The following is a 17,100-nucleotide window of genomic DNA, read 5'->3' as shown; positions in this document are numbered from 1 at the left end:
GTCCAGGACCAGGCGATGCAGCTTGGCCCAGACCCGGGCCCTGCTCCACTCGCCGAACCGACGGTGAGCGGTCGGCCCCGACGGGCCGAACGACGCCGGCAACTGCTTCCAGGTACACCCTGACGTGGCCACGAACACGATCGCGGCCAGCACCTCACGGTCCCCGTACCGCCGCCGACCACCGCCCTGAGGCCGCCTCGGAGCGGGCGGCACCACCCGCTCGAACAACTCCCACAACTCATCCGGCACCAGACGCTCCACGATGTCCACGAACGCAGACTACCGACCGAGCCAAATGAGACGTCCTCTTAGGGCCGGGATCAGCCAACGTAGGCTCAGCCAATCCTGGAAAACCCGACTCTGGTTGTGAGCTGGGGTTTTGCAGGGCAGGCAGGTCGGTGATGAAGTACAGCGCCTGGCCGAGCGTCCCGTCGGGATTCCGCTCGCGGGTGCGGAAGAGGAATCCGTACCGCTCCAGCTGGTGGAGCCCCGTGGTGACCGCGTCGACGCCTTCGCGGCCGCGGCGCACCAGTTCGGCGACAGTGACCTGCCAGCCGTCGCGGTGCGTGGAGACGTATCCGAAGATCCCCTTCGCCTTGAAGGACAACCGGGAGTCCCGGAACAGGCCGTTGGCGATCTGCGTGAACTGATCGCCCGCCATCACACCCCGGCGGACCCCCGCCCCGAAGCCGGCGTCGTCGTCTTCGATCGCGAGGGCGGGGGTGGCTTCCAGAAGGGCGATGTCGAGGGTGGCGGGGCGGTCGGTGATCGAGTAGACGACCTCGCCGAGCGTTCCGTTCGGGCGGCGCAGGCGTTCGCGGATCAGGTAGCCGTACCGTTCCAGCTCCTTCAGGCCGGCACGGATCGCCTCGCGTCCGTCGGAGCCCACGGCGACGAGGTGGGCGAGGGTGACCTGCCAGCCGTCCCGGTGCGTGCTGACGTATCCGAAGATCCCCTTCGCCTTGAATGACAACCGGGAGTCCCGGAACAGGCCGTTGGCGATCTGCGTGAACTGATCGCCCGCCATCACACCCCGGCGGACCCCCGCCCCGAAGCGGCTCACCGCGGTGTCTCCGAGGCGGGCCGCGCGCGGTGTCCAGCGCAGCGCTCGAAGCCCGCCGGGGTGGGGCGGGCTGCGGGCCTGGGTGCGCAGTCGTGCGTGTGTTCCATGCCGTCAGCTCACCCGCCGACCCCGACCAGACCGGCGGCCACGAGCCCCGACCATCGGTCACGATCCGGCAACGCAGCCGTCGAGCTGCCGTGGTCGGGCTCATGGTCGGGCCGACCACGGGCCTCAGCCCGGTGCGCAGTCGCTCGAGATCCCGATTGCGCAGCCCCGGCCGGTGGTTGCGCAATCGGGCTGTGCAACCGGTCGAGGATCGTGCGCAGTCGCCGTGCGCGGTGCGGTTGCGTAGTCCGTCCTGGATCTTGCGATCTTTCTGATGCGCAGGTCCGGGTGCCGCACTGCGCAGGTGCCGATCGTGGTCCGGGAGGCGTGTGTCTGCGCATCGGTTCGCGGGGGCCAGTGGCCGCAAGGCGGGTGGTCGCGCAGCGGTCCGTAGCCGCGCCGTGTGTGCCGGCCCCGGTGACCGCTCGGATGTTCGCGGCGAATCCGTGGTCGGGTCTGTGGTCGGGCCGACCATGACCCCGACCATGGACTTCGTGGCCCGTTCGTGACCATGGTCGGGCCTTCATGGTCGGTGGTCGGGTCGGGGTCGGCGGGTTTTCTCAAGGTCAGCAACATCCGTTCTGACCTGGGAGTTTGACCATGTCCCCTGCCAAGCAGGCTTCGGAGAGCGAGGCTGCTGCTCCGATGGCGGCCGGCGCCCGTCTGGAGGCGATGCGGCGCCGCGTACGCCTCTCGCGTCTGGCGGTCTGGACCGTCATCGCGGCCGGCCCGATCGCCCTGTGCGTCGCCGTCGCCTCCACCCCGACCACGGTCGAGGCGGCCACCCCGGCCAAGCCCACCGCCGTGCGCACTGCGGCAGCCGGCGCCGACCCGGGCGGCTATGCGCAGCTGTTCGTCAGCGCGTGGTTGCGCAGCAGCGCGGACGACGCGACGACTGCGCAGGCGCGGCTTGCGCAGGCGCTCGCGCCCGACGTCGAACTGCCGGACCCGGCCGCGGGTGCGCAGTCGAAGCCGCAGTCCGTGACGGCGGTGCGCAGTGCGCAGCGCACCGGCGGCACGTGGTCGGTGACGGTGGCTGCGCAGTACGCCGACGGACGGTTGCGCTACTACGCCGTGCCGGTTGCTGCCGGCGGCGCGGGCGCCTCGTTCGCGGTGACCGGTGCGCCGGGCGTGGTGGCCGGTCCGGCCCGGGCCGAGGTGGCGAAGTCGTCGTACGGCGTGAGCGTCCCTGAGGGTGATCTGTCGTCCGCGGTCGGGGAGTTCTTCGCCGCGTACCTGACCGGTTCCGGGGAGGTGAGCCGATACCTGGCTCCCGGTGTGACGCTGTCGGCTGTCTCCCCCGCCCCGTACACGGCGGTCTCCGTCCAGCAGGTGTCCGCCGTCGAGGAGGCCGCGGCCGCCGAACAGGTGCCGGCCGACGGCACGAAGGTGCGTGTCCTCGTCCAGGTGGAGGCCCGGGACGCCGACGGCCGGTGGCCGCTGGCGTACGAACTCGTGCTCAAGGCCCGCTCGGGCCGGTGGGAAGTCGCAGCGCTGGAGTCCGGCACGGTCCAGGACGGAGGTGCGCGGTGAACACAGTGCACAGCCTGATGCTCGCCGGGCAGCTGGACGACCTCGGCAACTCGTGGATCACCATGTTCAAGAACTGGGCGACCAAGGGCCTGCAGGCAGGTCTGCTCGTCCTCGTTGTCGTCACCATGATCCAGAAATTCTCGCTGAAGGCGGGGATCGGCGCCCTGCTGCTGATGGTGATCGCGCTAGGTCTCTACAACTCGCGCGACAGCCTCGCGAACATGTTCGAGGACGAGGTGAACAACCCCTCCAAGGGCGCACCCGCCGTCCCGGGCACCGTCCAGTCCGAGCTCCCGGCCTCCCGTAATCACTCGCCCGGCGTCGGGGGCTGGCTGTGACCGCGGCCGCCGGCCGGGTGGGCCGCTTCTACACCTCCGCCCGCCGTCACCCGTGGGTGCTGGGCAAGGTTGCCGACTGGAAGATCCCGCTCGGCCCGTACACCCCCGCGCAGATCGCGGTCGCCGTCGTCGGCGGTTTCCTGCTCATCAAGACCATCGGCTGGTGGTCGTGGATGGGACCGTTTCCGCTCGTGGCCTGGCTGCTGACGATCTGGGCCGTACGCCGGCCGAAGATCCGGGGCCGCGCCCCGATGCAGGCGGCGTTGGGCTGGGTGCTGCTTACCTGGCAGCCCCGCGGAGGGCGCATCGGTGGGCGGGCCGCGCGCGACCGCGGGTCCCGTCCCCTGCTCGGCGGTTTCACGATCGAGGATGCGCCCGCTCTCGCCGCGGCAGCCGCACCGTCCCGTCCGGATGTGCAGCGTGCCTCCCGGGCAGCGCACACGGACCCTGCCGCAGGTCGCTCGTCCACGCGCCACCACGCGGAACCGGCTGCTCCCTCAGTGCCGGCGCCTCCGGTGTCGGGTGTGCAGCAGCTGCTCGCCCTCACCGGGCAGGGCGGAGGTGCGCGGTGAGGGTTCCGATCCGTCACATCGCCGGGCACCTGGTGTGGTCGACGCAGGGCAGCGTGTGGGCCCTCTACCGTCTTCACCCCGGCCCGGACGCGCAGGGACGGGTGGAGGAGACCGTCCAGGGCACGTACGTGCCCGCTGCCGTCCGTGACGAACAGCTCGCCAAGATCACACATCTGGTGCGGTCGTTGTCCGGGGCACCGCGCCTGTTCGGGATCTGCGCACAGGTCGACCCTGGCGAGGTCGCCCTGCGCATGATCGAGGGCATCGAGCCGGCCGAGCAGGCACCCGGTGCGGGCCGGCACCCGTGGGTGGAGAACGTCGAGGCCACCCTGGACCTGCTGGACGACCAGGAGATGCACCGCCGCACCCTGTGGCTGGCGGTGCCGCTGCAGACCGAGAGCGCCGGCCTGCAGGTGTCGGCGTCCCTCGGCGCGGCATGGGCCGAGCTGTCCCCGATGCTGGGCATGCGGCCGGCGCCGGTGGCACGGCGCGAGGTGACCGCCTACCGCGAGCAGGCCTCCCGCGTGGAGGCCGCCCTCGCCGGCGGCATAGCCTTCCGCCCCGCCCGACCGGCGGAGATCGTGTGGCTGATCCAGCACGCCCTCCACCGCGGCCTCGCGGAGCCGCTGCTCGCCGAGGCCGAGAGCAGCGAACTGTACGGCGGGCGCATCCGGGACGGCGTACTGCGCTCCCCCAGCTACGCCGACCTCGGCCAGGTCCGCCTGCAGGAAGGCGGTATCGACCCCGAGCTCGACGACGTCGACGAGCTCAAGAGCGCGGGACAGCTCACGCGGTCGGGTCGCAATGCCTGGTGGCGGCTGAACACCGGCTCTCCGCTCGGGCGGCGCTGGCTGCAGGTCGAGACGGACGCCGGGGTCGGCTACCAGGCGCAGTTGGCGCTGGCCGAGTGCCCGCCCGCCGTCGGCCAGGACGCCGCGGATCTGTTCGCCCAGCTGGAGCTGCTGGACTTCCCCGTCGACTACACCGTCGACCTCACGCTCGTGCCTGCGGAGAAGGCCCGCGACCAGGTCCGGCGCAAGAAGAACGAGTTGATCGACCAGGCCGACCAGTACGACGCCCGCCCCACCGGCATGCCCGCCTCGCTCACGGAGGCCGCCCGCGACCTCGGCGAGCTGGACGCCCGTCTCTCCCGCACCAGTGTGGAGGTCGAGGTTCAGTCGGTCACCGTGCTGACGGTGTGGGGGCCGACCGCCGCAGTTTGCGACGCCCGGGCCCGCGCCCTGGCCGCGCTGCTCGGCGGCGCCGACTACCGCGCCGTGCGCCCGGCTGGCCTGCAGGAGGCTCTCTTCACTCTGGGCCTGCCCGGCACGGTGCGGCCCGGGGTGGTGCGGGAGTTCACCCAGCACCAGATCAGCGAGGACTGGGCGCTTTCCGGGGCCTTCACCGCCGCGGAGGTCGGCGACCCGAACGGGATGTTCCTCGGCATCGACCTGGACAGCGGCACCACACGCCCCGTGATGATCAACGTGGCGGACGCGCCCAAGGTCGACGCGTCGGCGTCGATGGGCATCGTCGGCGATCTCGGCGCGGGCAAGAGCGTGCTGCAGAAGCTGATCGCCGAGGCCGTATGGGCGCGCGGCGGCTGCGCGATCTGCATCGACCGCACGCCCGTGCGCGAGTGGGCCACCTTCGCCCGGACCGCCGCCAAGGGTCGCGTCCAGATCATCGACGCCGCGCAGGCAGAGGTGTCCATCGACCCCCTGCGGATGTTCACCGGGCCCGAGGGACGGCACTACGCCCTGTCCTACCTGACCCTGCAGCTCGGCATCGGCCCGATGAGCACAGGCGGCGAGGTCCTGCACCACGCAGTGGAGCAGGCCACCGCCGGCCCGGAGCCGTCCATGCACCGCGTCCTTCGAGTCCTCGAGGAGATGGCCACGAGCGAGGCGGGCAAGCGGCAGGACGCGGCCGCCACTCTCGCCGGTCTCATCCGCGTCGTCGCCACCAACTCCCTCGCCCGGATGGTCTTCGACCCGGCCCTGCCGCCGGTCCGGCTGGACGCCTCCAGCAGCACCGACATGATCGTGATCACCACGACCGGTCTGAAACTGCCGCCGAAGGCAGCGTTCGACAAGCCCGAGGTCCTGCACCAGCAGCCGCTGGAGGCGCTGATCGGGCGCGCGGTGCTCTACCTGATCGCCGCGATCGCCCGGCAGACCGCGTTCGAGGACCCCAACAGGTTCACCGCCGTGGTCCTGGACGAGCTGTACTGGCTCACCTCGTCCGCCGAGGGCACCGCCCTGGTCCACGAGATCCTCCACGACGGCCGCAAGCACGGCGCCGGCCTGCTCGGCGCATCCCACGACGCCGAGGAACTCGGCCCCGACCGGGGCCTGATGGCCTACCGGGCGCTCGCCCGCACCGCCGACCGCGAGCGTGCCCGCCGCGGACTGGAGTTCGTCGGCCTCGACCCAGGCGCCCCGGAGCTGCTGCGGCTGGTGACCACCGGTCTGTCCCCCGTCGGCCAGAAGGGCCGGGAGGGCGAGTTCCTGCTGACCTGCCCGCGGCAGAACACCGGCCGCGTCAAGGTCTCCATCCCCCGCATCCAGCGCATCACCACCTCCATCACCACCACGCCGGGACGCCGCACGAGCGCCGCACCGCGCTCCGCACCCGCTGCCGGTGAGGCCGTGGACGCCCGTCCGAAGGAGCACGTCTGATGACCACTTCGTCCTGGGACCGTTCCCGGCGCGTCGCCGCGGCCGTGAGCGTCCTCACTGTGATCGCCGTCGTCGCCGGCGCGGTCATCCTCGCTCTCGGGGTGGGCCTGCCGGACGCGTGGTGGCCTCACACCGGGCAGGCGTTCGCCGCCGATGCGCGCCCCGTGCACCACGATCCCTGCGCTTTGATCGTCGGGCCGGCCAAGGCGTACTGCGAGCGCGGGGCCACCACCGCCGCCGGTCAGCAGGACACGGCCGGTGCCGCGTGGAGGCTGGTGCCCGCCGGTGCGGGTGTGGCTGCCCTGGTGGTGTGGCGGCTGCGGTCCGCTGCTGGGCAAAGGCGGCGCTGAAGTGTTCCGTCCAGACCGCGCGACTCTGCGTTCGGCCGGCTTCGTGGTGCTGCTCACCGGCGTGTTCGTCATGGTGAACAGCCAGGTCGTGTACGCGGCCGGCAGCAACAGCGAGACCGGAGACCTGCTCGCGCCGCTGAACATCACCTCCTCTGAGGGGGTGCCGATCAACGGCTACGAGCTGAACGCCGACGGCGGCTCCATCGTCGCCTTCAAGACGCAGGCCTTGGCCTTCGCCCTGTCCGGGCTTTTCACCCTGATCCGGCTGCTGGTCGGCCTGGCGGGGTGGGCGATCGAGCTGGCCTTCCGGTTCCCGCTGCTGAAGATCCTGACCCGTCCGGCTCAGAAGGTCGCCGACACCTACGACAACGTGGTCGTCGACACGCTCGGGCTGAAGGGTCTGCTGCTGGCCTGGGCGTTTGTTTTCGCGGGGTTCATGATCGTGCGCGGTCGTGTCGGCCGCGGTCTGGGCGAGATCTTCCTGACCCTGCTCATCGGGGCGATCGCCGCTTCGGCTCTCATCCGCCCTGACACGCTGCTCGCCCAGGACGGACCCCTGGGGCAGTCCCAGCAGGTGGCCGCCGAGGTCGCCCAGCAGAGCGTCAACTCCTACGACTGGGGCGGCAAGCTCGCCAGCCGTGGCCCGTGCGCCGGCATGGCCGGCATGCAGGAGGTCAAGTGCCTGGAACGTGAAGGCGACAAACCTGTCTCCGCCGAAGAGGTGGCCCGCCCGATCCAGGACTCGATCACCAACGCGCTGATCGTGAAGCCGTACATGCTGCTGCAGTACGGGCGCATCCTCGACCCGGCCAAGACCGCCGACCGCAAGGCCTACGCGGTCCACCTGAAATGGATCACCGGCGGGTACAAGGCCGACGGCAAGGACAGCGAAGGCGAGAAGAACAACTGCTCCCTGCTCGACGGCCAGGCGAGGAAGGTCTGCGAGAGCGATACCGACGACGAGGAGAAAGACCCCTGCGAGCTGATCAGAGGCGAGGCTAAAAAGTACTGCGAGCGCAACGACGGCGACACGCCCTCCAGCGACGACCTGCCGACCCTGACACCAGGCGGCGAGTTGCTGGATGCATCGAATGCGATCGTCACGGACGAGGACCGCGAGTTCTACGCCTTCATGCAGGACATGAAGAAGGCCGGGGACGTCGGCAAAGCGTGTGCCGACTATGCGCAGAAGCCCACCTGGTGGCGCGTCGGCGGCGCCGCCCTGCTGCTCATCGCCGCGCTGTTCATCTGCGGCATGCTGCTCTCCAGCGCCATCGTGCTGCTGGGCACCCAGGGCATCTGCGTGGCGGCCGCGGCTGCGGGTGGTGTCACCTTCATCGCCGGCATGCTGCCCGGGCCCGCACGCCAGTCCGTGTGGAAATGGCTGTCGATCTGGGGCATCTCGGTCCTGACCGTGGTCGGGATCTGTGCGTTCATCCCGTTCTTCGGCATCGCCGTGGACGCCACCATCACCGACGGGCCCGACTTGATGGTGGAGCGGATCCTGCTGATCGACGTCCTGGCCATCGCGGGCGCGGCCGGACACCGCAGGCTCCTGACCGGGATCGCCTCCTTCGGGCGGCGTATGGCCATGCGGATGCGCTACGCCAAGGTCGGCGGCACCCACATGCCCGGCGATACCTCCGAGCTCGGCGCGGCGCTCGCCATGAACTCGCCCGCCGGGCTGGGCGGTTACGGCGGGGGCCTGCGCGCCTTCACCGGTGGCGGGGGCGGCCGGTTCGGGCTGCTCGGCACCCGGCAGCGCCTGATGGGCGCGCTGACGTCGCTGGCCGACGGCGCGGGCATGCCCGTGGACACCGGACGGGTGCTGGCCGATGCAGGCGCCGAAGCAGGGCGCGGGCTCGCCCCGCTCACCGCGGCGGCCGCCGTGGGCGGGGTCGGTGCTCGGCTCGGTGCGAAGGGCGGCCACTGGCTGCTGATCGGCCGCCGGCCGGACAAGGAGCAGCTGGCCAAGTGGCGCAAGCCCACCGCCGACGGCGACCCCGGCGCGGGCGCGGGCGGGCCGTCGGACGGCGGGGATGGTGGTCCAGGCGGTATCGGGCCGCAGCGGCCCTCAGGCCCGCCCGACCGGTACCGCAACGAGCAGGGGCAGGTCGTCGACCGCAACACCGGCCAGGTGCTGCACGACCAGAACAGCGACCGGACGCTGCTGTCGACCCGGGCGCACAACCGGCTGGTCCGTTTCCGCGGATACCGCATCCTGAACCGCGGCGGCCGGGCCGCGTACGGGGCCACGGTCGGTCTGCCAGCAGGCGTCCGCCGGGCGCGGTCCGGGGGCTCGCGCTACTCCCAGGACGCCCGCCAGCAGGTGCAGGTGTGGGGCAACACCGTCCGCGAGGACGGCCGGGCCTGGGGCGACACGGGACGTCATGTGTCCCGGGTCATCCGGGAGAACAGCGACGCCGGCGGCCCCGGCCCGTTCACCGGCCGCCGACTCCCGACCGCAGCCACACCGGCCGCCACCCCCCGACCGGCACCCCGTCCACGGTCGGCGGCCCGTCCGGCACCCGCCCCTGCGCGGCGTACTCCGCCGACGGGCGGTCCCACGGCAACGCCGCCCCCGCAACCGCTCCCGCGCCGGAACGGCCCGGCGCCGCAGCCTCGGTCCGATCTCGGCAGGCCGATTCTTCCGGGGGTTGGGCGAGCACGCAACCGGGCGCGCGAAGAGGCGCGGGACCGGATGCAGGAACTGATGCGGCGGACCGCGCCCGAGGCCGAACGCCTGCGCCAGGAGCGGGCCCGGCGGCGGAACGAGGACGGTGAAGACGAGTGACCCGGCCTGGACGCCGCGTCCGGCGGTGGGGATGTGTGGTGGCGCTGCTGATGTTCGCCGCAGTGTGCTGTGCCGCGCCGGTCGGGAACGCGATCAGCGCGTACGTCGCGCTCAAGACCGGTACGCAGGAGGACGGCGGGATCGCCGAGGGCGGCAGCGCCGCGGACATCCCTGCCCGGATGCTGACCGCCTACAAGAAGGCCGTCCAGCAGGTCGGAAAGTACGTGCCCAAGTGCCAGGGCATGCGCTGGCCGATCCTGGCCGGGATCGCCAAGGTCGAGTCCAACCACGCCATCGGCCGGAACATCGCCGCAGGCGGCGACATCATCCCGAAGATCTACGGGGTGCTCCTCAACGGCTCCGGGGCCGGCGGAAACACCACCGTCTTCCCGGACACCGACAACGGGCGCTGGGACGGCACCGCGACCGGGGAGCGCGCGGTCGGCCCCTTTCAGTTCCTGCCCTCCACCTGGGAGTCAGTCGGGGAGGACGGCAACGGGGACAAGACGGCGGATCCGCACAACGCCGACGACGCCGCGCTCGGCGCCGCCGTGTACCTGTGCGGCAACGGCCGTGACCTTTCCAAGCGCGCCCAGCTCAGGGCCGCGATCCTGCAGTACAACCACTCGGACGCATACGTGACCAACGTGCTCGGGTGGATCGACCAGTACACGGCGGCCGCCAAGGACCCGGACCTGAAGAACGTCACGGGCAAGGTCCGCACCGTCATCGAGGCCGCACTCTCCCAGCGGGGTGTCCCCTACTCCTGGGGCGGCGGCAACGCCAGCGGCAAGAGCCACGGGATCTGCTGCTCACCCAACGGTTCTAGCGGCACGACAATCAAGGGCTTCGACTGCTCCGGGCTGACCCAGTACGCGTACGCGAGGGCCGGTATCAGCCTGCCGCGCGTCGCGGCCTCCCAGGCCGGTGTCGGTCAGCGGATCCCGGCCAGCCTCGGCACGCTCGCGCTCAAGCCCGGTGACCTGGTCTTCTTTGCCACCGCTCCCGGCCGCGATTCCACCATCTATCACGTCGGGATCTACCTGGGCAGCGGACAGATGGTCAACGCCCCCCGCCCGGGCGCCGTCGTGCGCCAGGACGCCGTCAACACGATGTCCGGCTACGCGGGGGGAGCACGGCTGCTGTGACCACCACTCCGCGCTCACCGCGTCTGCTGTTGCTGAGCACCGTCATGCTCGCCGTCGCCGGCATCGCCTTGCTGGGCGTGCCGAACCGCCAGGAGCCCCCGCCCGCGGCAACGGCCTCTCACGCGACTACGGACCCGTCGTCTGCGGCCGCTGTGCCTCCTGCCAGCGAGCCGGCCACCAGCACGGCTCCCTCCACGAAGCCCACCGCATCGACACCATCGGTCCTCGAGTCCGCTCTGCCGCCGCATGGCGAGGGCGTCGCCGGCGACCGGGCTGTCCAGCAGAACCTGGAGGACGCCTGGCCCGCCGACCTTCCCGCCGATGACGAGCGGGAGTTGCTCACCGCCGGCCGCGCGCTGCTGCGCGCGGACGCCACCGGAGTCGGCCGCGTGAAGTGGCCCACGATCTTTCCCGACTCGGGCCAGGCCGTGGCCCCGGCGTTCGCCACCGCCCGTTTCCGCATCCAGGCCGCGATCGCCCGCCGCGACGGCGGCCGGGACAAGGCGGTGGTCCACCTGGTGTGGGCCGGCACGGACCGCGGCGGCACCTTCACCGACCTCCGCATCACCGACTGGCATTTCACCCGCACTATCAAGAAGGGAACAGCGACGTGGACTCCGCAGCCCCGCACCTGACGGACCGGGCCGATGACACGGCCTCCGGGCAGGTACTCGGCCTGCTCGCCGGCCTGATCGACACCGTCGACTGGCTCTACGACCACTGGTATCTGCTCGCCGGGGCCATCGCCGTGTGCTGGGGCGTGGGCGAGTGGGTGGTCCGTCGGCTCGCGGCGCACGCCTCGGCCGAGCGCATGGCTCTGGAGCTTGTCTCCAACAGGCACTTCGACCCGGGCTTTGAGGAGATCTTCAGGCGCGGTGTCCAGCTCGCCCGCGCGTCCACGGCGATGCCCTGGTGGGCGCCGCGCCGGGCGAAGACCGTTCAGATCCGGCTGCGCGCGGACGGCAGTACGCCGTTGCGCTACCGCGTCGAGGGACCGGCAGGCGGTGAACGGCTGCTGTCCATCACCCCGTTCGGGCCGGACATCACCGTCAAGCGGGCCCGGCCAATTGTGGATGAGCCCCGGAAGCACACCGTGCGAGCCGAGTTCATCCTGCGCGGCAAGCTCATCTCTCCGCTGCGCGAAGTGCCGCTCAACCCTGACCCTCTCCAGCCGCTCGTCGACGCCGTGTCCGACCTGCGGGCCGAACTCGGCGACCTCGCCGAGATACGGCTCGACATCCAGCGCGCCCCGAAGTGGGCCCTCAGGGCGCGCCGCCTGCAGCTGATGAGCGCCGCGCGCCGGTCCGAACGCCGGGAGGCCCAGCGGGCCGCGCGCTGGCTGCGACAGGACGCCAGCGGCATCGAGGACTCCTGGAGCGGGCAGCTGCAGCAACTCCTCAGCGACCAACCCGGATCAGGCGCCGGGCGGCGGCTGGTGATGCCGCCGGTGCCCCGCCGGGTCGAGCCGGCCGAGGCGCTGGGCAAGCTCGCCGAGGACGACCACCTGGTGAGGGTCCAGCTGCTCGTGATGTGCGCCTCGAACACCGAGGGCCGGGCCCAGGCCCGGCTCGCACAGCTCCAGGCCGCGTTCGATGTGTTCGGCGGCCGCTCCCGGTGGGCCATGCGCGGCTGGAGGCTGGGACCGTGGCGGATCGGCGCCGACCACTGGCCCACCCGGCACGGCTTCGAGCGCCGCTGGAATCTGGGGCACTGCCAGCCGCCGCGCGCGAACTGGGTGAGGCTGGAGGAGTTGTGCGGCCTGCTCAAGCCCCCGACCGTCAACTGCCGTTTGCCGGTGCTCGCCGGGGACCTGCCGACCTTCGAATTCGGCGAGCCCGATTTGCTGCTGCAGGGCATCTACCGCGGTCCGGACGGCCGGGAACGGCTGGTCGCCACGTACGCCGAGGAGACCCTGTTCGAGGTCGGGACGGGAAAGGCGGGCGGCGGCAAGACCGAGCGCGCCCTGGCGCAGGCGATCGGCTGGGCGCACGCGGGCGGCGGGCTGGTCTTCGTCGACCCGCACCGCGACTCCTGGCCGCGGGCCACCGCATTCCTGGCGCACGACCAGCTGATGCCGCGGATTGCGCTGGTCGACCTCAACGGTCTCGGTGCCAACCCGCGGGTGAGTTCGTGGAATCCGCTCGGCATGCACCACGGGCAGCCGGCGCACGAGGTCGTCGAGGCGATCGCCGACGCCTACGCCTCCGCCCTGGCCTGGGACGATGCGACCGCTCCGCGCGCGCTCACCATCCTCACCGCCGCGCTCACTGTCCTGGTCGCGGTGAACGAGGCGGCCTGCCAGGCCGGCCAGCCCGAAAACCAGGCCACGATCTTCCACGTACGGGCCCTGCTCACCGACGCGCCGTTCCGCAAGGCAGCACTGGCCGCGGTGGCGGGCCGGCTGGATGAGGAGAGCCGCTCGTGGTGGAAGGCGGTGTTCCCGACCCTGCCGCCCGACGCGTTCGCCGTGGTCCTCAACCCGATCGCCCGCCTGGCCGCCAACCCCGTCACCCGCGCCTTCCTCGGGCAGCCGGTCGGTGTCTACAACATCCGCGCGGCGATGGACTCCAAGATGATCGTGTGGGTGTGCCCGGGCGGCAACGGGCCCACCGACCGCCTGCTGACCGCGCTGCTCGCCCGCGACCTGCTGCGGGCCGCGCGCTCCAGGCGTGACACGCCCGAGGAGAAGCGGGTGCCGTTCCGCCCGTACTTCGATGAGCTGATCACCCTGACCGGCGCGGCCCCGGAGACCATCGCCGCGATGTTCGAGGATCTGCGCAAGTACCGGTGCCACGTCCACGGCATGACGCAGCTGCTGTCCCGCCTGCCCACACCGGTGCGGCTGTCCTTGGTGCAGAACGCGTCCACACTGGCCACGACCGCCGGTTCGAAGTCGGCGATCGCGCCGATCACCGCCGAGTGGGGCGACAACCCAAGCCCGGACCGGGTCGCCACCATGGAGCGGTTCGAGCACTACGTCTCCATGAACGTGCGCGGCCGCCGTGTCGGACCCGTCCAGTTGCGCGGCCCCCATCTCGACGACGTCTTCGCCGCCCAGGCCCGCCCGAAGCAGGTCCCCGCGCTGGAGCGGGCCGCGCAGGCGAACGCCCAAGCGCTCCCGCTGGACCAGCTCACCGACCGCGCCGCGAAGCAGCTCGGCCAGGTCGCCGCCTTCCTCGCCGCGCACACCCCTGCCGGCGCCGCTGTCCACCTGTCGAAAGAGGAAAACGAATGGAACTGACCACCGCCCAGCCCAAGGACCGGACGCCGGCGGGCTTCACGCCCAGCCCCACAGAACCACTCAAGCATCAGCTCTTGGCCACACTTGCCCAGCACCGCATGGCCTCCACGAACCAGTTGCACGTCCTGCTGCGCCCCGACCGCTCCCGCCAGTCGGTCTCGGAGCGGCTGAACGACCTGCTCGGCGAGCACCTGGTGGACTTCGTGGTGTTGCCGCAGTCCCATCGCACCCGGGTCTGGTACCTCACGCCGAAGGGCGCCCGCCTGACGCGGGACTGGCCCGCGCTGCGGGGCCGTCCGCCGTACCCGATCACCTCGGCCACCGCCGCCTCACTGAAGACGCCGCACACCCTCACGGTCTTGCGGACGCATCTGGCGTTCGTCGCGGATGCCCGCCGCCGCGGCGACGAGCACGGTCACCTGGACTGGACTCCGGAGGTGTTCCACTCGATCGGCGACGGCGAGAAGGTCGTGGCCGACGCCGTCATGCACTACACGCTCATTGAGGGCCAACAGCGGCGCAAGCTGCGGGCGTTCGTCGAGGTCGACCGCGCCACCATGAGCAGCGAGCGCCTGGCGGCGAAGCTGATCGAGTACGCGAGGTTGTGGACGTACGAGCCGCAGCCGATCGGTCGACGCCGGCAGGCGGGCGGGCCCGGCTGGCTGCGCTGGTATCCAGTGTTCCCCCGGATCCTGTTCGTGCTGACCGGTGCTGGGCGCCAGGCAATGGACAACCGGATCAGCGACCTCAAGGCCATGGTCGCCCATCATCCGCTCGTGGCCGCGTTCGCTCGCGAGGTGCCGCTGGGGGCTGTCGTCCTGGAGGACCTGGACGAGTACGGCCCCACCGCTGACGTGTGGGTTCCGCTGGCCGGCGACAAGCCCCGCCCGTGGACCGAGCTGTGACACCGCGTTCGCCGTGGCCGAATGTCGCAGCCTTGCAACTGCGCCTCAACCTCTTTACCGCTGCATAACGAGGCCTCGCCTTGAAACCTCATTGCTGTGCACCGATGTTAGGGGTCGCCGCATGTCGCACGCGCCTGGCCAAGTTCGCAGTTCAGAAACGACACCCGATGACGGGTGGCCCACCGGGACGCGGGACGTCTCGTACGTCGGGGACGCGTGCATGGTCCACGGGAACGGCGACTTCAACCCCGCCGACCTGAGCACGATGCGCGGCCGCTTCCCCGGCCAGCACGTCACCCTCGACGGTGACGCGATCACCGTGTGGCCGCCGGTCCAGCACAGGTGAGGCATCCGGCCTCCCCCTCCCCCGTTCGCGACGCCAGGCGCAGTCCCGGCGACGCGATGCCCGCCTCCAGACCCCTCAGCGAAAGGAAGCACTCCTAAGCCCAGTAACCGGGAACGGCGGTCCGGGTGTACGGGTTCACCGATGACCTCGGATCCCCCCGGCGACACCCCCTCCCGGCAGCGTGCCGTTGCCGTCCAGGTCGCGCCAGAAGGACCGGCGTCGAGATCTCGTTCTCGCACACAGCGGACTCACAAGGTCCGTTCGACTCGACGAACGCGCCCTGATCGTGTACGGACGCAACGAGCGAAGCCACAGAACTACAAATCGACATCCGGCTCCGAAAGTGACCGGATACGCCCTGAGTTGTACGAGTGAACTCAAATATCAAGCTGGGAAAGTTGACTGGCATATGCGTAACCTTGCGATCACACAAATGCATTACCGCAGCTGGACCAGGCCGCGGAACTGGACTGCTGTCCGTCGGCGGCTCAGGCAGCGGTCATGTCATACCGCGCCGTACGGGGAGGCATCGTGAAAGGCCGCGCACACCACTCCGCTGTTCACTTCCGAAAGGCCACCACCGCGTCCCTCACGCTGTGCACTGCGCTCGCCCTAACCGCGTGCAGCTCGTCCAACGGGAAGGACGAGGCGAGCAAGGAGTCACCGACGGTCATGCAATCGCCGACGGCTTCTGCCAGCGCTGATCCGAAGGAGGCCGCGAAGAAGGAAGCGATCGCAGCGTACGGGGCCTACTGGCAGGAGATGGAAAAGCTCTACGCCGACCAAACGGGGAAGAGCGCGCATCTTGATCAGTACGCCGCTTCCGCCGCATTGAAGAACGCCGAGGCAGACGCCAAGCGCGCTCACGACCGCGGCCGGGTCTACACCGGCAGCGTCGCTCTCACCGACCAGACGGTCACCAAGGTGAACGTCTCGGGCAAGATCCCCAACGCGACCGTGTCCAGCTGCCTAGACATCTCCAAGTGGCGGAGGGTCGATGCCGAGACCAAGAAGCCAGTGTCCCAACCGGAGAACCGGCTGACGAAGTACCGGATTCTCAGCACCGTCGAGAAGTATCCGGAAGGGTGGCGCGTCACCCGCGATGAGCCCCAGGGGAAGTCATGTTGACGCGCCGCATCGTCATCGCCGCGGCGACCGTCCTGGTCACGCTCTCTGTCCCTGTCACCAGTTACGCGGAGGGTGACCCCAAGGGCGACGGCGGCATCGAGTGCGGCCTGTACGACTGCGAGGTCGAGGTAGACGTCCCCGGGCAGGGCGGCGGCCAAGCCGGCGGTAGCGGCAGCACGGGCGGAACAGGTGGAAGCGGTTCGTCCGACGGCCGCGACCCCACCGATAAGACGGTCTGCGTGTACAAGCTCGCAGACCCGCAGCCACCCGCCGGCAGCTTGGACTGGGAGGGCCACGAACCCGGCGACGGGGCCGTGTACGAACAGACATGTGGCTGGGGTGGCGTCGATGGCGACACCATCGTTCGGATGGTCTGGTTGGCCGAGCCGCCGGCGCAAGAGACTGTCGACCCGGCTGTCTTGGCTCAACGGGCCGTCGACTCGATGACTCTGCTTGGTCCAGACATCGCCAGTCCGCGCGCGGCCGGGAAGTACACCGTCGGCGTTCCGATGTGGATGTGGGTCAACCAAAGCGCCACAACCTTCGGGCCAAACACCGCTTCGGCATCAGCGGGTGGGATCACCGTCACCGCGACCGCGAAGGTGTCGAAGATCGTGTGGAAGATGGGCGACGGCGCCAGCGTGACGTGTAACGGCCCTGGTACGCCCTACCAGGCCTCCGAGGGCATGGCGCAGTCGCCGACCTGCGGACACGTGTATTCCAAGGCCTCAGCGGGTGCCAAGAACGGCAAGTTCCCGGTCACCGCGACGTCGACGTGGACGATCGACTGGCAGGGCGGCGGGCAGGCTGGCCAGCTCACCGAGATCCGGCAAACCAACGGGCAGGTGGCGATCGGCGAGCTGCAAGTCGTCAGGTAACGCCGCCGGAAGGACTGA

The 17,100-nt window shown here is 70.8% G+C and carries 15 protein-coding genes; 13 read left to right on the top strand and 2 right to left on the bottom strand.

The features are described 5' to 3' along the window. Positions 1-270 (bottom strand): transposase (locus ACFU5F_RS23055; protein ID WP_383890308.1); only part of this gene is annotated, 270 nt, incomplete at its 3' end. Next, complete coding sequence (locus ACFU5F_RS23050) at positions 239-1,063, bottom strand: hypothetical protein (protein WP_383890305.1); 825 nt, start codon at positions 1,061-1,063, stop codon at positions 239-241. The genes ACFU5F_RS23055 and ACFU5F_RS23050, both read right to left, overlap by 32 nt. Before the next feature lie 705 nt (positions 1,064-1,768). On the opposite strand from ACFU5F_RS23050, the gene ACFU5F_RS23045 reads away from it, so the two are divergent. The 13 genes from ACFU5F_RS23045 to ACFU5F_RS22985 all read left to right on the top strand — a co-directional run bounded on the left by ACFU5F_RS23045 (position 1,769) and on the right by ACFU5F_RS22985 (position 17,082). Then, a complete protein-coding gene (locus ACFU5F_RS23045) occupies positions 1,769-2,701 on the top strand; it encodes a conjugal transfer protein (protein ID WP_383890302.1) in 933 nt (310 codons plus the stop codon). Further along, complete coding sequence (locus ACFU5F_RS23040) at positions 2,698-3,039, top strand: hypothetical protein (RefSeq protein ID WP_383890299.1); 342 nt, start codon at positions 2,698-2,700, stop codon at positions 3,037-3,039. The genes ACFU5F_RS23045 and ACFU5F_RS23040 overlap by 4 nt, the downstream gene beginning before the upstream one ends. Then, on the top strand, positions 3,036-3,611 hold the full coding sequence (locus ACFU5F_RS23035; RefSeq protein WP_383890296.1) for a hypothetical protein: 576 nt from the start codon (positions 3,036-3,038) through the stop codon (positions 3,609-3,611). The genes ACFU5F_RS23040 and ACFU5F_RS23035 overlap by 4 nt, the downstream gene beginning before the upstream one ends. After that, the gene (locus ACFU5F_RS23030) at positions 3,608-6,292 is read left to right on the top strand and encodes an ATP-binding protein (protein WP_383890294.1); all 2,685 of its coding nucleotides are present in this window, start codon (positions 3,608-3,610) and stop codon (positions 6,290-6,292) included. The genes ACFU5F_RS23035 and ACFU5F_RS23030 overlap by 4 nt, the downstream gene beginning before the upstream one ends. Beyond that, entirely contained in the window at positions 6,292-6,642 is a 351-nt protein-coding gene (locus ACFU5F_RS23025) for a hypothetical protein (RefSeq protein WP_383890292.1), read from the top strand. The genes ACFU5F_RS23030 and ACFU5F_RS23025 overlap by 1 nt, the downstream gene beginning before the upstream one ends. A 1-nt stretch (position 6,643) precedes the next feature. Continuing rightward, on the top strand, positions 6,644-9,436 hold the full coding sequence (locus tag ACFU5F_RS23020; RefSeq protein ID WP_383890290.1) for a hypothetical protein: 2,793 nt from the start codon (positions 6,644-6,646) through the stop codon (positions 9,434-9,436). A 50-nt stretch (positions 9,437-9,486) separates the two neighbouring features. Beyond that, the gene (locus tag ACFU5F_RS23015) at positions 9,487-10,584 is read left to right on the top strand and encodes a C40 family peptidase (RefSeq protein WP_383890287.1); all 1,098 of its coding nucleotides are present in this window, start codon (positions 9,487-9,489) and stop codon (positions 10,582-10,584) included. Beyond that, entirely contained in the window at positions 10,581-11,219 is a 639-nt protein-coding gene (locus ACFU5F_RS23010) for a hypothetical protein (RefSeq protein WP_383890284.1), read from the top strand. The genes ACFU5F_RS23015 and ACFU5F_RS23010 overlap by 4 nt, the downstream gene beginning before the upstream one ends. Further along, positions 11,195-13,825 (top strand): ATP/GTP-binding protein, encoded by a 2,631-nt coding sequence (locus ACFU5F_RS23005; RefSeq protein WP_383890282.1) that lies wholly within the window; start codon positions 11,195-11,197, stop codon positions 13,823-13,825. The genes ACFU5F_RS23010 and ACFU5F_RS23005 overlap by 25 nt, the downstream gene beginning before the upstream one ends. After that, positions 13,816-14,730, top strand: coding sequence for a replication-relaxation family protein (locus ACFU5F_RS23000; RefSeq protein ID WP_383890279.1), 915 nt, complete (start codon positions 13,816-13,818; stop codon positions 14,728-14,730). The genes ACFU5F_RS23005 and ACFU5F_RS23000 overlap by 10 nt, the downstream gene beginning before the upstream one ends. Positions 14,731-14,950: 220 nt before the next feature. Next, the gene (locus ACFU5F_RS22995; RefSeq protein ID WP_383890275.1) at positions 14,951-15,076 is read left to right on the top strand and encodes a hypothetical protein; all 126 of its coding nucleotides are present in this window, start codon (positions 14,951-14,953) and stop codon (positions 15,074-15,076) included. Between the two features lie 672 nt (positions 15,077-15,748). Further along, complete coding sequence (locus ACFU5F_RS22990) at positions 15,749-16,204, top strand: secreted protein/lipoprotein (RefSeq protein WP_383890273.1); 456 nt, start codon at positions 15,749-15,751, stop codon at positions 16,202-16,204. Next, entirely contained in the window at positions 16,198-17,082 is an 885-nt protein-coding gene (locus ACFU5F_RS22985) for an ATP/GTP-binding protein (protein ID WP_383890271.1), read from the top strand. The genes ACFU5F_RS22990 and ACFU5F_RS22985 overlap by 7 nt, the downstream gene beginning before the upstream one ends. Positions 17,083-17,100 lie beyond the last annotated feature (18 nt).

It is taken from the genome of Streptomyces sp. NPDC057438 (assembly GCF_042802995.1).
Classification (GTDB): Bacteria; Actinomycetota; Actinomycetes; order Streptomycetales; family Streptomycetaceae; genus Streptomyces.
The sequence above is the reverse complement of the archived record's forward strand: the minus strand, read 5'-3'. Positions and strand labels throughout refer to the sequence as shown.

Bases quoted from the DNA above. Each gene is read 5' to 3' on its own strand.
- ACFU5F_RS23045 (WP_383890302.1), top strand. From the start codon at position 1,769: ATGTCCCCTGCCAAGCAGGCTTCGGAGAGCGAGGCTGCTGCTCCGATG.
- ACFU5F_RS23025 (WP_383890292.1), top strand. From the start codon at position 6,292: ATGACCACTTCGTCCTGGGACCGTTCCCGGCGCGTCGCCGCGGCCGTG.
- ACFU5F_RS23015 (WP_383890287.1), top strand. From the start codon at position 9,487: ATGTTCGCCGCAGTGTGCTGTGCCGCGCCGGTCGGGAACGCGATCAGC.
- ACFU5F_RS23000 (WP_383890279.1), top strand. From the start codon at position 13,816: ATGGAACTGACCACCGCCCAGCCCAAGGACCGGACGCCGGCGGGCTTC.
- ACFU5F_RS22995 (WP_383890275.1), top strand. From the start codon at position 14,951: ATGGTCCACGGGAACGGCGACTTCAACCCCGCCGACCTGAGCACGATG.
- ACFU5F_RS22990 (WP_383890273.1), top strand. From the start codon at position 15,749: ATGCAATCGCCGACGGCTTCTGCCAGCGCTGATCCGAAGGAGGCCGCG.
- ACFU5F_RS22985 (WP_383890271.1), top strand. From the start codon at position 16,198: ATGTTGACGCGCCGCATCGTCATCGCCGCGGCGACCGTCCTGGTCACG.